The following is a 17,721-nucleotide window of genomic DNA, read 5'->3' on the forward strand; positions in this document are numbered from 1 at the left end:
CCGAGTTAGATCTTGAAGTTACCGAATTATCCCCCCATATTTGCAACGTATCCACAAAACAAACCTCAAGGAACGTAAATGCAATCTCCGCATATTGTTGAACTTAATGAGCAGAACTTTCGTCAAGTATTAGAAGGTTCGATGCAGACCCCTGTACTCATCCATTTTTGGGCACCAATGAGCCAAGAGAGCGCCCAAGTCATTCCTGAACTTCAAACATTAACTCAGCAATACAACGGTGCCTTCACCTTAGCTCTGCTAAATTGCGAACAAGAACAAGCTATTGCTAGCCAGTTTGGCGTACAAGCACTGCCTACTATTGCACTGTTTGTTAACGGTCAACCTGTCGACGGTCTTGGTGGCCCTCAAAGCTTAGACGCGATTGTTGATATGTTAAGTAAACACCTTCCTAGTCAAGATGAACTCGCGCTGCGCCAAGCTCTTGAGTTAATGCAAGCAGGCGATCACACGCAAGCACTAGCAGCAATGCAACAGCTTCCTGCTGAGCTTACAAACAAAGGTGAAGTAAAACTGGCGATAGCAGAGTGTTTGTTAGAAACACAACAGTTTGACCTTGCTGAAACTCAACTAGCAACCATCCCACTTGAATACCAAGACAACTACTACAAAGGTTTAGTTGCGAAGCTTGAACTGCATAAACAAGCAGCAGACAGCCCAGAGATCCAAGCACTAGAAGCCGCTCTTCAGCAAAACCCAAGCGATGCTAAAACGGCCTCTGAATTGGCACTGCAATACCACCAAGTGAACCGTAGCGAAGAAGCTATGGAATTACTGTGGTCATTCTTAGCGAAAGACCTCAACACCTTAGATGGCGACATGAAAAAAGAATTCATGGATATCTTAAGCGCACTTGGGCAAGGTAATGCAGTTGCGAGCAAATACCGCCGCCAACTGTACTCTCTGCTTTACTAATTCGAACGCGAACAAGTTGATAAATACTGAGGAAAAATCACTCAGATAAATGATAAATGATAAATGATAAATGATAAAAACCTCAGCAATCTTATCGTATAACACAAAGTAAAATGGGTCATAAAATCAAGGTTTTATGGCCCATTTCTCGTTTATAAATTTGCTCGAATTTTAAATATGAGCCAGTATGAGTAAAGAACTATCAAAAACTCACACTTGCAAAGGATTTCGTATGCCTATTGATACATTGATTACTATTGGCGTCTTTACTGCCGTCGCACTGCTCTTTATTTTCGCTGGTGTTAAAACCGTTCCACAGGGTAATAACTGGACTGTCGAACGTTTCGGTCGCTACACACACACCCTTCAACCAGGCTTGAACTTAATCATTCCATTCATTGACAAGGTTGGTCAGAAAATCAGCATGATGGAACGTGTGCTGGATATTCCCGCTCAGGAAGTCATTTCAAAAGACAACGCCAATGTCATGATTGATGCTGTCTGTTTTGTTCAAGTTATTGATGCGCCCAAAGCAACCTACGAGGTCAATGACCTTGAACACGCGATTCGTAACTTAACCCTCACCAATATCCGTACTGTACTGGGTTCTATGGAACTGGATGAAATGCTCAGCCAGCGAGACATGATCAATACCAAATTGCTTAACATCGTAGATGAAGCAACTAACCCTTGGGGCGTAAAAGTTACACGTATTGAGATTAAAGACGTACAACCACCAGCCGATCTAACCGCAGCGATGAACGCTCAAATGAAAGCCGAACGTAACAAGCGTGCTGATATTTTAGAGGCAGAGGGTGTAAGACAAGCTGAGATCCTAAAAGCCGAGGGTCATAAGCAATCAGAAATCTTAAAAGCGGAAGGCCAAAAGCAAGCAGCTATACTGCAAGCCGAAGCCCGTGAACGTGCAGCAGAAGCAGAAGCTAAAGCGACAGAGATGGTATCAAACGCGATCGCTCAAGGCGACATGCAAGCCGTCAACTACTTCATCGCACAAGGCTATACTGATGCTCTGAAATCAATTGGCCAAGCAGAAAACGGTAAGATCATTATGTTGCCATTAGAAGCTACAGGGCTAATGGGCTCAGTCGCAGGCATTGCCGAGATGTTTGCACAAAGCAATGACAAAGGCAGTAAGGACTAACTTATGGTCGAATTACTAGAACAAGTAAACCACTGGCATTGGTTGGCGTTTGGTCTAGCACTATTAGCTATTGAGCTTATCGGAACGGCTGGCTACTTTCTTTGGATTGGTATATCAGCCATGCTCGTCGGGGCTCTTTTGGGTGCATTACCGCTTGGTTGGCAGATGCAATGGCTATCATTCGCCAGCTTCTCGTTGATCACCACTTGGTTGTGGTGGAGAAGACAACTGTCCAATGACAAGCACTCTGATGCTGGTCGAGAACTGAATCAGAGAGAAAAGCAGTTGCTGGGACAAACCGTACTATTAACTGAAGATATCAAAAGAGGTAACTGCCGAATTAAGGTAGGAGACTCTTCTTGGTCAGCAAGAGCTAGCCAAGATATCCCATCAGGCACAGAAATTAAGATTGTGGCGTTAGACGGAATAATTCTAATAATCCAGCCTTTATAGCTAATTTACATATAAAGCCTACATTATCGATAAATGTAGGCTTTAATCACTTTAGAGAGCAAAGAACATTCGAATTATCATTGCGATAGATTGAATAGCAAAAAAAATAAGTTCTTATTTCGTAAAGCTAAAAATTTTGATTGAGCTAAAAACATATAAGAAAGTCTGGTTTATTAACCAATATATATATGAATAGTGAGCCACGCTCTCGCTTAATTATAATTATTAAAAATGTTAAGCCCGTCCAATTTTTGAAATTTTATTTTCCTTGTCCATACTTTCATTTATCTCAATCAGAGATAAACCTAATGGAGTTTGTATGAGACATTTTTTAATAATTCTAACGGCTATTTTCAGCTTGTCAGTCGGAAGCGCTCTCGCGAGCAGTCAGTCTCCTGGTAACGGAAACATGGGGCCTATTGTAAAATGTTCAGATGGTAATGCAGTCACTCACGTGCCATTACTGATTTGTAAACATTACGGCGGAAAAGTCCTGTGATAGGAGACTAAAGTCAGGCTAGTAATGTAATTGCGGCCTGACGATTATTTATAGCTGACACAACCTAACTGCGGCCAGACAGATTGTTTAAGATAGGACATTCCGTTGAAGCATCACCAGGGCAATCATGAACCCAAGATTGCAGTTGAGCTTTCATCTTATTTAGTTCAGCAAGCTTCAACTCTATTTCGTCTAACTTCTGCGTTGCCTTCTTTTTTACCTCGTAGCTTTCTCTATTGGGATTCATTGCCAACTCAACCAGTGATTTACACTCATCAAGCGTAAATCCAACCATTTTAGCTCTCAGTACAAATTCTAACTGTTCGATGTGAATCTCGCCGTATTGCCTATAGCCATTTTCTGAACGATGTGGAGGGCTCATCATGCCTTTACTTTCGTAAAAACGAATGGATTTCGCTGTTGTACCAACACGTTTCGCTACTTCACCAATATTCACAATCTTACCTGTAAGCCTAAAATGAAAAACCGCAGTACTGCTGTTATACAATACTGCGGTTGAAAAACATAGTTAGGGCGTAACGTTAAAGGCTTACTCTTGCTCTAACAACCAAATCATAGTTTGAGATTTTTCTTCACTGTCTAGCTTGTTGAACCAGTATGAAACCATTTCGATCTCTTTTGAACCTTCTAGCGATGCTGGGTTAGCGTTCTTACGGTTCTTGAATGCCCAATCTGTCACTGCAGATTGCTCTTCTTTTGTTGCTTCACCGTACCAATAGTTAACCATATCTTGAGCTTGAGACACCTTTGGTTCTTCAGCAACGACAGCTGCAACAGGTACCGCTACTGGAGCAACAGCAATAGCTGTATGATTATTTGCACCATTATAAATTGTGTCGATATACGCTTTCGGCACAATAAAAGTTGTACTAATCACTGAGTTCTGTCCATCCAGGGTAAACTCGAGATCTTTTTGTCTTGCCTGTTGAATATCTTCGTCATTCAAAGGGAACTTAATATATTGCGTGGTGGTACAATGCTCACTACAGCTTTCGCGTGAAACTTGTCTATCTTCTAATTCTATCGTCTTACCAAAAAAACTTACCGTTTCATATTCTTTATAGCTCTGGAAGTAACTCACATCCATGATAATTGAAGATTCTGGAGCCGAGTTCTGTGTTAGTTCTTTGTTGTACGTAAAGTAAAGTGACGACTTTAGGATATCAGCCCCTACATTCGCTTTGTTCTCTGCTGCGTAAGAGCGCCCCGTAACCTGAACATAACTCCCCTTTGATTGTACATCCGCAACTGAATCGGCAAAATTACTCTGTGAATCAAGTGAACTACAAGCTCCCAAAAATAATGATAATACAACTACACTAACTTTATTCATTGTGACTAATTCCTTATGTTCACTATGGAAAAACGCTGGCAAAATAATTTACCAGCGTTTTGATTTTATTTAACTATTTTTAAGCTGACAACTTTAGCTTAGAAACCGTACTCAAGACCAACGCGAGTTACGATATCTGTATCAGCGTCACCAACAGTACGACCCGCTACGCGTAGATAAGGTACGAAACCGTTGTGAACAGCCATTAGCTGACCAGAGATAGTGTTGCTGTCAGAGTTTGCATCTTTAGAGCCGTCTGTCTCAGATTCAAGGTTCGCTGCGTAACCCAGTTTGAAACCGATTGGACCATTCCAGTATTGACCAATGATTGAGTAAGAATCTTGAGTAACTTTACGATATTGACTATCTAACTCTTCGCCTTTATATGCTGCAGCGATACCGAAACCAGCAGGTAGGCTAGCTTCAAAACCAACAATGTATGCGAAAGTATCGTCATCATAACCAGGTTCTACTGGAGCTTGTACTGGTTGACCATTTTCATCAAGAGACCAATCGCCGCCTTTTGCATCAACTACACGAGTACCAGATTCAACCGCACCCATGAATGTGATTTTTTCGAAACTGTACTTCGCACTTGCACCAAAGAATTGTGCATCACGAGTTATATTGTCATCACCACCACCATTTTTTCCATCATCACGACCAACAGAAGCTGCAAAAGAGAAACCACCAAATTTAGCTGAATCGTAACGTACTTGGTTAGATTGACGATCGTAGTGACCATTGATGCCGCCCCAATCGAATACAGAACCTAGACCAGGGTTAGAGAATGGCCAATCGACGATTTCGTATAGTGGCGTAAGAACACGACCCACACGTAGGTTACCCCAAGAGCCAGAAGCACCGATGAAAGTATCACGGAAACCAAGAACACCACCTGAAACGCCACCGTGAGACCAGTCTGTGCTATCTACGTAACCAGATTCAATCTGCATTGTGATTAATACATCGTCAAACATCTCTTTATGAGCACGGAATCCGATACGAGATTCATTCTCAACTGAATAACCTTTGCCAGTATCGTTGTTGTCAGTTGTGTTGTAGTTAACTAAAGAGATTGCTGCAACACCGTATACGTCAACGTTGAAGTCAGAGTTGATACCAACTTCTTTCGCCATTGCGCCTGTCGATAAAAGTGCAACCGTTGCACCTAGTAGAGTACGTTTGAAAATTTTGTTTTCCATGGAATAAAACTCCTAAAAATGGATATAGCTGTTTGAATATTCCCCGCCTAAAGTTGGCCGCCGTAGAGAGAAATACCTTTTCTTGTTTGAGAACCCTAAAGTCTGAATTCTCTATTTCCTTTCTGGTTATACACATCATGTGCATCCATGACATTAAGACTAACTTCGCCCTCAAAAAGATCAATGAGAACTTAATTTTCATCTAAAAAAATATGAGTTGGTGCAAATTTAGTAGGTACTTAGTGATCCAGATCGACAAATTGAAAAAACCTCACCAAAATAGATTAAAAACCAATATATTCAACAACTTAAAAACAATTCCACTTTATAAAAATAGATATGACTCGCAATTATGATACAACTAGAATGGTATTTCATTAATGTTGAGCACCATCACTGTCCCTTTTTGATAGTTCGTATAGGTACAAAATTCTCAACAATTAAAAAGACATATAATTTGCAGCAGACACAAAAAAGCACTCCCTTAAAAGGAGTGCTTTTGAGCTTTTTTTACCTTGGTTTACTTACGAAATAAGTGCAATTAGATCTTCTTCTGTTCTTATTTCGATACCTAAATCTTGTGCTTTAGTCAGTTTAGAACCCGCAGCTTCACCAGCAAATAAGATATCCGTTTTCTTAGACACGCTACCGGTTACTTTTGCACCTAAAGCCTGCAAAGCGGCTTTCGCTTCACTTCGACCTAATTGGGACAATGAACCTGTTAACACAACGACTTTGCCTTCTAATGGTAACTCTTGGTCATCGGCAGCTTCTTCGATGATTGGCCAATTCACACCAAGCTCTATCAGCTGATCGACAACCGCTCTGTTTTTCTCTTGTGAGAAGAAGCTTGTGAGGTGACTTGCAACGATGTCACCAATATCTGACACTTCAACCAACTGTTCATGGGTTGCTGCTTGAACTAACTCCAACGTCTTAAAGTGCTGCGCTAGGTTCATCGCTGTCGCTTCACCTACTTCGCGAATACCGAGCGAATAAAGAAAACGCGCTAATGTCGTGTCTTTAGCTTTATTAAGCGCACTCACTACATTCTGTGCTGATTTAGGCCCCATTCGGTCAAGGACCGTAATCACGCCCGCACTTAACTTAAAGAGATCAGCTGGAGTTTCTACCATTTCACGGTCGACAAGCTGCTCTATCACTTTTACGCCAAGGCCATCAACATCCAGCGCCTTTCTAGACACAAAGTGTTTAAGCGCTTCTTTACGTTGCGCCTGACACACTAAACCGCCAGTACAACGTGCTACAGCTTCACCTTCGACACGTTCAACTGCAGAGTTACAGACTGGGCAAGCATCAGGGAAAACAATGTCTTTTGCCGATTCAGGACGACGATCGAGTACTACAGCCACAATTTGTGGGATCACGTCACCAGCTCGACGAATAATAACGCTATCACCTACCTTCACACCTAGACGAGCAATCTCATCAGCGTTATGTAGCGTTGCATTACTCACCGTCACACCACCGACAAAGATAGGCTCCAGCTTAGCAACGGGCGTAATAGCGCCTGTTCGGCCTACTTGAAACTCAACATCGTTAAGCAGAGTGATCTCTTCTTGAGCAGGGAACTTGTAAGCAATTGCCCAGCGAGGTGCTCGTGCAACAAAGCCTAGAGTTTCTTGTGCGGCAATGTCATCGACCTTAATCACCACCCCATCAATTTCGTAAGCGAGAGCATCACGACGAGTCATGATATCTTGGTAATACGCCTTTACATCCTCAAGCGAACTTAACTGCTTAGTTTCAGGACACATAGGTAAGCCCCAACCTTTCAACTGCAAGAAGCGTTGATAATGGCTATTTGAAAGCTCAGCGCCCTCTACAACGCCGACACTGTATGCGTAGAAAGCCAAGGGACGTTTAGCTGTAATACGAGAATCTAGCTGACGTAGGCTACCTGCGGCGGCATTACGTGGGTTCACAAAGACCTTCTCGCCTTTCTTCAACGCCAGTTCATTCAGTTTGTCGAAGCCTGCTTTTGGCATAAACACTTCGCCACGTACTTCAATACGTTCTGGCCAGCCTTCACCTTGTAACTTAAGCGGAATCGAGCTGATCGTACGCACGTTTTCAGTAATATTTTCGCCCGTCGCACCATCACCACGCGTCGCTGCCTGTACTAAGGTGCCATATACATAGAGTAGGCTCACAGCTAAACCATCAAGCTTAGGCTCACAACAGAAAGTCTTAAGATTTGCGGTTGGCGCTCGATCAGACATACGCTTATTAAACGCATCTAAATCGTCATCAGAGAATGCATTGTCGAGCGAAAGCATTGGGATTTCATGAGCCACTTGCGTAAACCCATCTAAAGGCTGCCCACCGACACGTTGGCTTGGCGAATCCACCGTCACAAGCTCAGGGTTCTCTTCTTCGATTTTTAGCAACTGTTGCATTAATCGATCGTACTCAACATCAGGAACCTCGGGGCTATCTTCTACGTAATAACGAACGGCATGATAGTGCAGAGTTTCTCTTAACTGCTCTAAGGTAACTTGAATCGATTCTTTCATATCATTCTCTGTCGTGATTGAAATATCAAAAAGGGCTCCCTTAGGAGCCCTTTTCTATAAATATAGATTATTTATAAGGCTAAACAAGACGACTAGGCATTGGCTGCCGTCATAAAGTCTCTGATTTGTTTGCGATAGTCAGACAAACGATTAGGTGTCATTAAGTTACGTGACTCGTCCAAAACGTTTCCGCCCATATCATCAGCAATTTTCTGTGCTGCACTCAGCATGACATTAAAGTTCTGATCAGCTTGACCATAACAAGGCAGCGTCATGAAGAACGAAATACCTTTCGTTGTAAAATCAGCAGGATCATCATGTTCTAGCGTTCCCGGCTGCATCATGTTCGCAATACTGAAAATAACTTTTGGCTCATCGCTAGATTGTGCAAAGCAGTGGTAAATAGACATCTCGCCATAAGTTAAGCCGTTATTTTCCATGCTACGGAAAAGTTCAGTACCCACAAACGGGATCTCTCCAGCGCAGTGAACATTGAGAACAATAACTTCTAGGCCAAGCTCTTCATCTGGCTTAGCTTCTTCGGTAGGCGCGGTGCTTTGTGAAGCAACGACTTCTTTAGCAACGTCTACTTGAGCAACAAGCGGTTCACTTGGCGTCAGTGCTTTGTTAGGAGCTAGCGGCTCAGTAACGGTATCTGTAGTTTCTTCAAACGAACCATACTGCTCTTTAAAGCCAGCATGGTTTTCTTTTTGCTCGTCAGTCAATTCGAAATTTGGAACCTCAGGCTCCACAACTTCTTCGATCTCTTCAGGCTCACTTTCGATCTGAACTGGTTCTTCTTTAACACTGAAAGAAGGAAGATCATTCAATTCGATGTCGTCTTCGATAACTTCTTTCGTTTGTGGTGCTGTTAGTGGGTCAGAGTCAATCAGCGGATCGGTAGCAGACGGTGAAACCGCAAAGTCCGGCTCTTTACGCTCTTTTCTGATTATCTCAAAATCATCTTCTGGGGCGAATGAACGGTTTGGGATCGTTTCAGACTCGTCTAAGCTATCGTTATCAAGCTTACCGAGCGGCTTATCTCCAAACTTTGCTTTCCCTTCTTTTTTACTCGTCCATAGACCATGGAACAATAATGCGGCGATAGCTAACGCGCCAACAATAATGAGTACAAATCGCAATTCCTGCATTTTTCGCTCTCAGCTTTCTTAGTCAACTAGCTATATAGATGCTGTCACTAAGTTGGGTTAATTTGGCCAATCTCACTACTCTATCAAAAGTAGCCACTGTTTTAGAACAACTTAATACAATTAGTTCCTTACATGGTGTGATTTTCGCCACGCTTTTTTTCTTAATTTCGGTCGAGTACACTAGGGATGTTTGCTATTTAACCAAATTCACATGTGACCTAATTTAAATATGACTATTGAATCTATTCCACGCTCAGGCTTTGGCTATTTTATTTTCGGAATAAAAATCGCTTTATCACCGAGCATTCGTAAGTTTGTACTAATGCCACTTATCGCGAACGTGTTACTCGTTGGTGGTGCCTTGTTTTATATTTTCTCTAACCTAAACACTTGGATTGAAGGTTGGATTGGTGCATTGCCAAGCTTTTTGTCGTGGTTGTCATACATTTTATGGCCATTACTTGTGTTAACCGTCTTGGCCACGTTCTCGTATTTCTTTAGTACGCTCGCTAACTTCATTGCCGCACCGTTCAATGGATTACTCGCAGAAAAGGTAGAAGAGCTGCTTAGTGGCAAAAAAGTAAATGACGATGGTTTACTTGATGTCCTCAAAGATACGCCACGTATATTAGCGAGAGAATGGCGCAAGCTTGTCTACATTCTGCCAAAAGCGATCGGTTTATTCCTACTTTTGTTAATTCCAGCACTCGGGCAAACCGTTGCACCGTTTTTATGGTTCATTTTCACAGCATGGATGTTAGCGATTCAATACGCCGACTACCCGTTCGATAACCATAAAATCAAATTTGATAACATGAGAAACAATTTGAAACAAAAACAAGGCAAGAGCTATAGCTTTGGCGCGCTTGTTTCTGTGTTCACTACCATTCCAATTTTAAACCTAATTGTTATGCCCGTTGCCGTTTGTGGCGCAACAGCAATGTGGGTCGCTGAGTTTAAAGACCAAGCTCTACGCTCACGTCTATAACTTCTCGTCTCTAACCCTGCCTATACTTCCTAGTTTTGCCTATCTTTTTGAAATTCTGATTTCAATAAAGATAGGCGTCAATTCTGCTACATATCTATATGATATAACTTTTTAATCCTTTTACCTTTTTTTCAAGTTGTTTAATCTAAATTCAAGCTAAACAAACATCGAAAGACACTAGACGGTAAAGTGATTGATATACTACGTTTAGTTCTGTCATTAAATGAAGGAATATCGCATGAGCAAGATCTACGAAGACAACACCCTAACGATTGGTAACACACCGCTAGTCCGCCTTAACAAAGTAAGCAAAGGTAACGTCCTAGCTAAGATCGAAGCTCGTAACCCAAGCTTCAGTGTTAAGTGTCGTATCGGTTCAAACATGATCTGGGAAGCAGAAAAAGCAGGTACTCTTAAACCAGGTATCGAGCTTGTTGAACCTACCAGTGGTAACACCGGTGTTGCTCTTGCATTCGTAGCTGCGGCGCGTGGTTACAAGCTAACACTAACTATGCCTGAGTCAATGAGCCTAGAACGTCGTAAGCTGCTTAAAGCGCTTGGCGCAAACCTAGTGCTAACTGAAGCACCAAAAGGTATGAACGGCGCAATTGCTAAAGCAGAAGAGATTGTTGCTTCAGACCCAGACAAGTACCTACTACTACAACAGTTCAACAACCCAGCGAACCCACAAATTCACGAGCAGACAACGGGTCCGGAAATTTGGGAAGCAACAGACGGCGAAATCGACGTGTTTGTAGCGGGTGTTGGTACGGGCGGTACTATCACTGGTACAAGTCGTTACATTAAAGGTGAAAAAGGCAAAGCTATTACATCAGTAGCGGTTGAACCAGCAGAGTCTCCAGTTATCGCACAAGCGCTTGCAGGCGAAGAAATCAAACCCGCTCCGCACAAAATCCAAGGTATCGGTGCAGGTTTCATCCCTGGAAACCTAGATTTAGAGATTATTGACCGAGTTGAATCGGTAACTTCTGAAGAAGCAATTGAGATGGCTCAACGCCTAATGAAAGAAGAAGGCATTCTTGCTGGCATCTCATCTGGTGCAGCTGTAGTGGCCGCAAACAGAATCGCAGAACTACCTGAATTTGCAGGAAAAACTATCGTTACCGTACTACCAAGCTCTGGTGAACGTTACCTAAGTACAGCCTTGTTTGCAGGCATCTTTACGGAAAAAGAGAACCAACAGTAATATGTGGTCAAATCAATTTTTCGTCCAAAAAAGCCCCGTTTAGGGGCTTTTTTGTTGATCCCTGCCCCACCTTTGGTAATATCAGCTCTGTTTTATTTTTCGCTTCAAAATAAAAGAAGCAATAAACAAATTCTGAAAGTCATGAGTACTCAACAAAAGACGACCATGGCTGGATAAAAATTTATAACCAGTCTAAGTTCTAACACGAACATAGCGTACTAGCCTCTAGCGGATTTACGTTAAAGCAGTTAAGCTAAATTGGTTACAAACTTACAAAAAATAAATTAATTGGGGTATATAAAATGTACGAGAAGCAAGTAGAAATCACAGCAGAAAACGGCCTTCACACACGTCCAGCTGCACAGTTCGTTAAAGAAGCAAAATCTTTCGATGCTGACATCACAGTGACTTCTAACGGCAAAAGCGCTAGCGCGAAAAGCCTGTTCAAGCTACAAACTTTAGGCCTAGTAAAAGGTACTAACGTTACTATTTCAGCTGAAGGCCCTCAAGCTCAGCAAGCTGTAGACCACCTAGTTGCTCTTATGGATCAACTACACTAATACGGTCTCCTTCTTTCAAAGCCATTTTGCACAGCAAAGTGGCTTTGTTCGAAATAGATAGCGATAAGCGCGACATTTAGTCGACGACTTAAAGTCACACATTCTCCCGTTTACAGTTGAACAACTAAGGTAAGGCTATGATTTCAGGCATCCTAGCATCTCCTGGTATTGCTTTCGGTAAAGCACTACTACTTCAAGAAGATGAAATTGTCCTAAACACTCAATCTATCTCAGACGATCAAGTTGAAGCAGAAGTTCAGCGTTTTTTTGACGCTCGTAACAAATCTTCTCAACAACTTGAAGTTGTAAAGCAAAAAGCACTTGAAACTTTTGGCGAAGAAAAAGAAGCAATCTTTGAAGGCCATATCATGCTGCTTGAAGATGAAGAGCTAGAAGAAGAGATTTTAGCACTCATCAAGAAAGACAAAATGCACGCAGACAACGCGATCTACACAGTGATCGAAGAGCAAGCTGTTGCACTTGAGTCACTTGATGATGAGTACCTAAAAGAACGTGCGACTGATATCCGTGATATCGGTACTCGCTTCGTTAAAAATGCACTAGGCATCAACATTGTATCTCTAGCAGATATCAATGAACAAGTTATCCTAGTTGCTTACGACCTAACGCCATCTGAAACTGCACAAATCAACCTAGACTACGTTCTTGGTTTCGCTTGTGACATCGGCGGTCGTACATCTCATACTTCAATCATGGCACGTTCACTTGAGCTTCCAGCTATCGTTGGTACTAACGATATCACTAAGCAAGTTAAGAACGGCGACATGCTTGTGCTAGACGCGATGAACAACAAGATCATCATCAACCCTTCTGACGCTGAATTAGCAGAAGCTAAGAAAATCAAATCTGATTTTGAAGCAGAAGCGGCTGAACTAGCAAAACTTAAAGACCTACCTGCTATCACGCTTGATAACCATCAAGTAGAAGTTTGCGGCAACATCGGTACAGTTAAAGACTGTGACGGTATCCTGCGCAACGGTGGCGAAGGTGTTGGTCTGTACCGTACTGAATTCCTATTCATGGACCGTACTGCACTTCCTACTGAAGAAGAGCAATACGTTGCTTACAAAGAAGTAGCTGAAGCAATGCACGGTGAGTCAGTGATTATCCGTACAATGGATATCGGTGGCGATAAAGATCTACCATACATGGATCTTCCAGAAGAGATGAACCCGTTCCTAGGCTGGCGTGCAGTACGTATCAGCTTGGATCGTCGTGAAATCTTACGTGACCAACTACGCGGCATTCTTCGTGCATCTGCACACGGTAAGCTACGTATCATGTTCCCAATGATCATTTCTATTGAAGAGATCCGTGAACTGAAAAAAGCAATCGAAGAGTACAAAGTTGAACTTCGCGCTGAAGGTCACGCATTCGATGAAGACATCGAAATTGGCGTAATGGTTGAGACTCCAGCAGCAGCTGCAATCGCACACCACCTTGCTAAAGAAGTGGCTTTCTTCTCTATCGGTACTAACGATCTAACGCAATACACTCTTGCAGTTGACCGTGGTAACGAGATGATTTCTCACCTTTACAACCCACTATCTCCAGCGGTTCTTCTTGTAATCAAGCAAGTAATCGATGCTTCTCATAAAGAAGGCAAATGGACAGGTATGTGTGGCGAGCTAGCAGGCGATGAGCGTGCAACTCTACTTCTTCTTGGTATGGGTCTAGATGAGTTCTCTATGAGCGGTATCTCTATCCCTAAAGTTAAGAAAGTAATCCGTAACTCTAACTTCGCAGAAGTTAAAGCTATGGCTGACGAAGCACTATCTCTACCTACAGCTGCAGAAATTGAAGCTTGCGTAGAAAAGTTCATCGCTGAGAAAACTCAGTAATCACCAAGAGCTTAATAAAGTTAGACGGCTAAAAATAGTCGTCTAATTTGTTAGATTGGTATAGTATATTCTACAGAATAAAACTAAACGTTAGGAGCATGACACAATGGGTCTGTTTGACAAACTGAAAAAGCTAGTATCTGACGACAGCGCTGACGCTGGTGCAATCGAAATCATCGCACCTCTATCTGGCGAAATCGTAAATATTGAAGATGTGCCAGATGTTGTTTTCGCTGAAAAAATCGTTGGTGACGGCATCGCGATCAAACCAGCTGGCGACAAAATGGTTGCTCCAGTTAACGGTACTATCGGTAAGATTTTCGAAACTAACCACGCATTCTCTATCGAGTCTGACGACGGTGTTGAGCTTTTCGTTCACTTCGGTATCGATACTGTTGAACTTAAAGGCGAAGGCTTCACTCGTGTAGCTGAAGAAGGTCAATCTGTTAAAGCTGGTGACACTATCATCACTTTCGACCTAGCGCTTCTAGAAGAGAAAGCGAAATCTACGCTTACTCCAGTTGTTATCTCTAACATGGACGAAATCAAAGAGCTGAACAAGCTTTCTGGTTCTGTAACTGTTGGCGAAACTCCAGTTCTTAAAGTAACTAAGTAATTTCGATTACTTAACTGCTTTAATAAAAACGCTGCCTAAGGGTGGCGTTTTTTGTGCCTGCTATTTTTTTCCAATACCTCAGATAGCATTACTGACTATCACACCGATACTCTTCTCCAAGATCCCTTAAAGAATCACAACCACACTGACCGTTTGCACCCTACTATCCAACTAGGTTTTGACTAAACGCTGTTAAGCGCTATTCAATGCATTTCGTCCATACATCAAATTATACTTGAGGCTTTTAACAAGCAGCAGATCTCTGATACCTCGTTCTACTCGATTCTGAGATGACGACTAAAGGCTTAGATTCAGGTAAGCAAAAGCTCAATACCACTCTATAGTCGTCATTCCCTACAGTGAGGAACGAACGTGATAGGGAATCTCGCTTTTTCTTCTCTTAACCAACATTACACTTGTCCGAAAGCACCTTTGCCAAATCACAGGCAATAAAAAACCCAGCCGAAGCTGGGTCTGTTTAGCGCTCATCTCTCACCACGAGCTAATTTGTGGAAGCCTAACGTTAACGCTTTTTCTCAACAACGCTTATAGTCAACGTGGCCTTTCAATCGATTAACCTAGTAGGCTAAGTGCCGAGTTCGGTGCTTGCTTCGCTTGAGCAAGAATCGAGCTTGAAGCTTGAGAAAGGATCTGAGACTTAGTCATCTGAGTCGTTTCTTTCGCGAAATCGGTATCTTTAATACGGCTCTTAGATGCGTTAACGTTCTCGTTAATGTTGTCTAAGTTGCTGATAGCGTGGTCGAAACGGTTTTGGAACGCACCTAGCTCAGCACGGTGGCTGTCTACGTACTTAAGTGCCGCATCGATTACAGCTACAGACTCTTGTGCGCCGCCAACTGATGTTACGTCGATAGTATCAACTGTTACATCTTTACCAGGTTGCATGCCTAGTTCGCCAGCAAGGCTGCCAGAGAATGCCACTTCGCCTTCAACTTTGTTGTTACCAGTAAACATTTGTAGCTTACCGTCTTCAGTTACAGACGCTTTAACAGAATCTTGTTGACCGTTGATGTACGTTGCTAGCTCTTCGATGTCGTCACCCGCTTTCGCAGACACATCGATTTCTTGTGCTTGGCCGAAGTTATCAGTGAACGACATTTTTAGGTCGTTTGCGCCAGCTTGAACGTTCCAGTCTTTGTCTTTCGCGTTCTCAGTTTGGTAGCTCTTACCACCCATCTGAGCGTTATCAGAGCGCATGTCTTTCAGTTGAAGCATTACCGCTTCACCGTTGTCCGCACCGATTTGGAATGACTTAGTACCGTGAGTACCGTTAAGTAGCTTGTTGCCACCAAAAGACGTCGTTTCCGCGATACGGTTTAGCTCGTCGTTCAGTGCAGTTACTTCTTCTTGAATCGCTACACGCTCAGATTTTGAGTTTGAGCCGTTTGAAGATTGTAGAGACAAATCACGCATACGTTGCAGGATGTTCGTTGTCTCGTTCATTGCACCTTCAGCAGTTTGTGCAATAGAGATACCGTCATTCGCGTTACGTACAGCAACATCAAGACCACGGCTCTGAACGTTCAAACGATTTGAGATTTGTAGGCCCGCAGCGTCATCTTTCGCGCTGTTGATTTTAGAACCTGAAGCTAGACGCTCCATTGATGTTTGTTGTGCGCTGTTTGCATTGTTTAGGTAACGTTGCGCTGTCATCGCTGATACGTTTGTATTTACATTCACTGCCATGGTGACTTCTCCAATTGATTTTCCGGTATAGCGGTTTCCGACGTCTCGGAAAACCAAGTAGTTATCTCTAAGTTACTTTTAATAACGGCGTGATTGGCGAAACCTTTAGGAAAAAAACAACAAAATTAAAGAAATAACGATAAAGGGGAAGAAAGCGTGACTGGCAGTAAAATTATCAAAAAAAGATAAGAAAATCGCTAAAGTTGCCGAGAAGTCGGTCGAGCGACAATTAGTATTTTAATTAACCAAATGAACTGATTTAGCTGAAATACCTTTATAAGATTTGAGGTAATTTATTAGCCCAATAAGGTTAAGGCAAGGTTCGGCGCCTGCTTTGCTTGAGCCAGTATTGTGGTGCTCACCTGCTGCAAAATTTGTTGCTTAAGCATTTGAGTGGTTTCTTTGGCGTAATCGGTATCTTTGATTCTGCTGTTTGATGTCGCCAAGTTCTCATGAACATTTTCGAGATTATTAATCGCATGATCAAAGCGGTTTTGCATTGCCCCTAATTCAGAGCGATGACTATCCACGTACTTCATTGCTGTATCTAAAATAGAAACAGCGCGCTGCGCACCACCCACATCGGTCACATTGATGTCATCGACTGATTCGTAATAACCCGCTGACATCGAAAGCTCACTGGCTAACGAACCTGAGAAAGAGATAGTGCCTGCCGTATCTTCACCAGACATATAAATCTGAAGCTGACCGTCATCGTTGACGGAAGCAGATACGAGATCCGTTTGACCATTGATGTAAGTCGCCAGCTCTTCGATGTCATCGCCCGCCTTCGCATTAATGGTGATCTCTTGAGGCTGACCAAAACGATCGGTAAACGACATCGTCATATCATTTTGATTGGATTTCACTTCCCATGAATCACTGGCCATGCCATTAGCAACGTAGCTAAAGCCGCCCATGTTGATGTCATCAGTACGCATGTTTTTCAAACCTATCTGCACCGCTTCACCAGAACTGCCACCGATTTGAAAAGATGAGTGCCCAAAACTGCCATTAAGGAGCTTTTTACCACCGAATGAAGTGGTTTCGGCAATTCGATTCAGCTCATCATTTAAGGCGGTGACTTCTTCTTGAATCGCCGTCCTTTCCGACTGGCTATTCGAACCATTACTCGCTTGCAGTGACAAATCTCGCATGCGTTGCATGATATTGGTGGTTTCGTTCATCGCCCCTTCTGCAGTCTGCATAATGGAGATTCCGTCGTTGGCGTTTCGAACCGCGACATCAATACCGCTCATCTGCGCTTCTAGTCGATTTGAAATTTGTAAGCCAGCCGCATCGTCTTTTGCACTATTAATACGACTTCCTGAAGCTAAGCGCTCCAAAGATTGGTTCAGCATGTTGTTGGCATTCGACAGATTCCTCTGAGCCACCAGCGCTGAGACATTTGTATTAACAGTTATAGCCATAGACCTTCACTTACAAAAAGATGAATAAAACTCACGATTGCTCTTATATCGACCAAT

15 protein-coding genes are annotated in these 17,721 nt (G+C 42.7%); 8 read left to right on the forward strand and 7 right to left on the reverse strand.

The window, feature by feature from the left end:
- The first annotated feature begins 78 nt into the window (after window positions 1-78).
- The 3 genes from ITG09_12050 (at window position 79) to ITG09_12060 (ending at window position 2,548) form a co-directional block, all read left to right on the forward strand.
- Entirely contained in the window at window positions 79-933 is an 855-nt protein-coding gene (locus ITG09_12050) for a co-chaperone YbbN (protein ID UPR51424.1), read from the forward strand.
- Window positions 934-1,165: 232 nt separating this feature from the next.
- Entirely contained in the window at window positions 1,166-2,095 is a 930-nt protein-coding gene (locus tag ITG09_12055; GenBank protein ID UPR51425.1) for an SPFH/Band 7/PHB domain protein, read from the forward strand.
- 3 nt (window positions 2,096-2,098) lie between these two features.
- Complete coding sequence (locus ITG09_12060; GenBank protein UPR51426.1) at window positions 2,099-2,548, forward strand: NfeD family protein; 450 nt, start codon at window positions 2,099-2,101, stop codon at window positions 2,546-2,548.
- A gap of 563 nt (window positions 2,549-3,111) precedes the next feature.
- Here the strand turns inward: ITG09_12060 and cueR are convergent.
- From cueR to zipA, 5 genes are all read right to left on the reverse strand, one after another.
- On the reverse strand, window positions 3,112-3,504 hold the full coding sequence (cueR, locus tag ITG09_12065; GenBank protein ID UPR51427.1) for a Cu(I)-responsive transcriptional regulator: 393 nt from the start codon (window positions 3,502-3,504) through the stop codon (window positions 3,112-3,114).
- A gap of 93 nt (window positions 3,505-3,597) precedes the next feature.
- Window positions 3,598-4,401 (reverse strand): DUF2057 domain-containing protein, encoded by an 804-nt coding sequence (locus ITG09_12070; protein UPR51428.1) that lies wholly within the window; start codon window positions 4,399-4,401, stop codon window positions 3,598-3,600.
- Between the two features lie 98 nt (window positions 4,402-4,499).
- Window positions 4,500-5,606: a porin gene (locus tag ITG09_12075; GenBank protein ID UPR51429.1), complete on the reverse strand. Its 1,107-nt coding sequence runs from the start codon at window positions 5,604-5,606 to the stop codon at window positions 4,500-4,502.
- 524 nt (window positions 5,607-6,130) lie between these two features.
- A complete protein-coding gene (gene ligA / locus ITG09_12080; GenBank protein ID UPR51430.1) occupies window positions 6,131-8,143 on the reverse strand; it encodes an NAD-dependent DNA ligase LigA in 2,013 nt (670 codons plus the stop codon).
- A 92-nt stretch (window positions 8,144-8,235) separates the two neighbouring features.
- Window positions 8,236-9,294, reverse strand: a complete 1,059-nt coding sequence (zipA, locus tag ITG09_12085; protein UPR51431.1) for a cell division protein ZipA — start codon at window positions 9,292-9,294, stop codon at window positions 8,236-8,238.
- Window positions 9,295-9,523: 229 nt separating this feature from the next.
- Between zipA and cysZ the strand changes: the two genes are divergently transcribed.
- The 5 genes from cysZ (at window position 9,524) to crr (ending at window position 14,527) form a co-directional block, all read left to right on the forward strand.
- A complete protein-coding gene (cysZ, locus tag ITG09_12090) occupies window positions 9,524-10,282 on the forward strand; it encodes a sulfate transporter CysZ (protein ID UPR51432.1) in 759 nt (252 codons plus the stop codon).
- A 238-nt stretch (window positions 10,283-10,520) separates the two neighbouring features.
- Complete coding sequence (gene cysK, locus ITG09_12095; protein ID UPR51433.1) at window positions 10,521-11,489, forward strand: cysteine synthase A; 969 nt, start codon at window positions 10,521-10,523, stop codon at window positions 11,487-11,489.
- A 302-nt stretch (window positions 11,490-11,791) separates the two neighbouring features.
- Window positions 11,792-12,049 (forward strand): HPr family phosphocarrier protein, encoded by a 258-nt coding sequence (locus tag ITG09_12100; GenBank protein UPR51434.1) that lies wholly within the window; start codon window positions 11,792-11,794, stop codon window positions 12,047-12,049.
- A gap of 137 nt (window positions 12,050-12,186) precedes the next feature.
- Complete coding sequence (ptsI, locus tag ITG09_12105) at window positions 12,187-13,911, forward strand: phosphoenolpyruvate-protein phosphotransferase PtsI (GenBank protein ID UPR51435.1); 1,725 nt, start codon at window positions 12,187-12,189, stop codon at window positions 13,909-13,911.
- Window positions 13,912-14,017: 106 nt separating this feature from the next.
- A complete protein-coding gene (gene crr, locus ITG09_12110; protein ID UPR51436.1) occupies window positions 14,018-14,527 on the forward strand; it encodes a PTS glucose transporter subunit IIA in 510 nt (169 codons plus the stop codon).
- A 573-nt stretch (window positions 14,528-15,100) separates the two neighbouring features.
- On the opposite strand, the gene ITG09_12115 is transcribed toward crr, so the two are convergent.
- The gene (locus ITG09_12115) at window positions 15,101-16,234 is read right to left on the reverse strand and encodes a flagellin (protein ID UPR51437.1); all 1,134 of its coding nucleotides are present in this window, start codon (window positions 16,232-16,234) and stop codon (window positions 15,101-15,103) included.
- 296 nt (window positions 16,235-16,530) lie between these two features.
- Window positions 16,531-17,664: a flagellin gene (locus tag ITG09_12120; GenBank protein UPR51438.1), complete on the reverse strand. Its 1,134-nt coding sequence runs from the start codon at window positions 17,662-17,664 to the stop codon at window positions 16,531-16,533.
- Window positions 17,665-17,721: the final 57 nt, after the last annotated feature.

This window comes from Vibrio cyclitrophicus, from assembly GCA_023206055.1.
Classification (GTDB): Bacteria; Pseudomonadota; Gammaproteobacteria; order Enterobacterales; family Vibrionaceae; genus Vibrio; species Vibrio cyclitrophicus_A.

What these genes read in the sequence shown, in the direction of transcription:
- crr (UPR51436.1), top strand. Translation starts at nt 14,018, where the DNA reads ATGGGTCTGTTTGACAAACTGAAAAAGCTAGTATCTGACGACAGCGCT.
- cysZ (UPR51432.1), top strand. Translation starts at nt 9,524, where the DNA reads ATGACTATTGAATCTATTCCACGCTCAGGCTTTGGCTATTTTATTTTC.
- ITG09_12120 (UPR51438.1), bottom strand. Translation starts at nt 17,664, where the DNA reads ATGGCTATAACTGTTAATACAAATGTCTCAGCGCTGGTGGCTCAGAGG.
- ITG09_12070 (UPR51428.1), bottom strand. Translation starts at nt 4,401, where the DNA reads ATGAATAAAGTTAGTGTAGTTGTATTATCATTATTTTTGGGAGCTTGT.
- ptsI (UPR51435.1), top strand. Translation starts at nt 12,187, where the DNA reads ATGATTTCAGGCATCCTAGCATCTCCTGGTATTGCTTTCGGTAAAGCA.
- ITG09_12075 (UPR51429.1), bottom strand. Translation starts at nt 5,606, where the DNA reads ATGGAAAACAAAATTTTCAAACGTACTCTACTAGGTGCAACGGTTGCA.
- ITG09_12060 (UPR51426.1), top strand. Translation starts at nt 2,099, where the DNA reads ATGGTCGAATTACTAGAACAAGTAAACCACTGGCATTGGTTGGCGTTT.
- zipA (UPR51431.1), bottom strand. Translation starts at nt 9,294, where the DNA reads ATGCAGGAATTGCGATTTGTACTCATTATTGTTGGCGCGTTAGCTATC.
- cysK (UPR51433.1), top strand. Translation starts at nt 10,521, where the DNA reads ATGAGCAAGATCTACGAAGACAACACCCTAACGATTGGTAACACACCG.
- ITG09_12115 (UPR51437.1), bottom strand. Translation starts at nt 16,234, where the DNA reads ATGGCAGTGAATGTAAATACAAACGTATCAGCGATGACAGCGCAACGT.
- ITG09_12050 (UPR51424.1), top strand. Translation starts at nt 79, where the DNA reads ATGCAATCTCCGCATATTGTTGAACTTAATGAGCAGAACTTTCGTCAA.
- ITG09_12055 (UPR51425.1), top strand. Translation starts at nt 1,166, where the DNA reads ATGCCTATTGATACATTGATTACTATTGGCGTCTTTACTGCCGTCGCA.
- ITG09_12100 (UPR51434.1), top strand. Translation starts at nt 11,792, where the DNA reads ATGTACGAGAAGCAAGTAGAAATCACAGCAGAAAACGGCCTTCACACA.
- ligA (UPR51430.1), bottom strand. Translation starts at nt 8,143, where the DNA reads ATGAAAGAATCGATTCAAGTTACCTTAGAGCAGTTAAGAGAAACTCTG.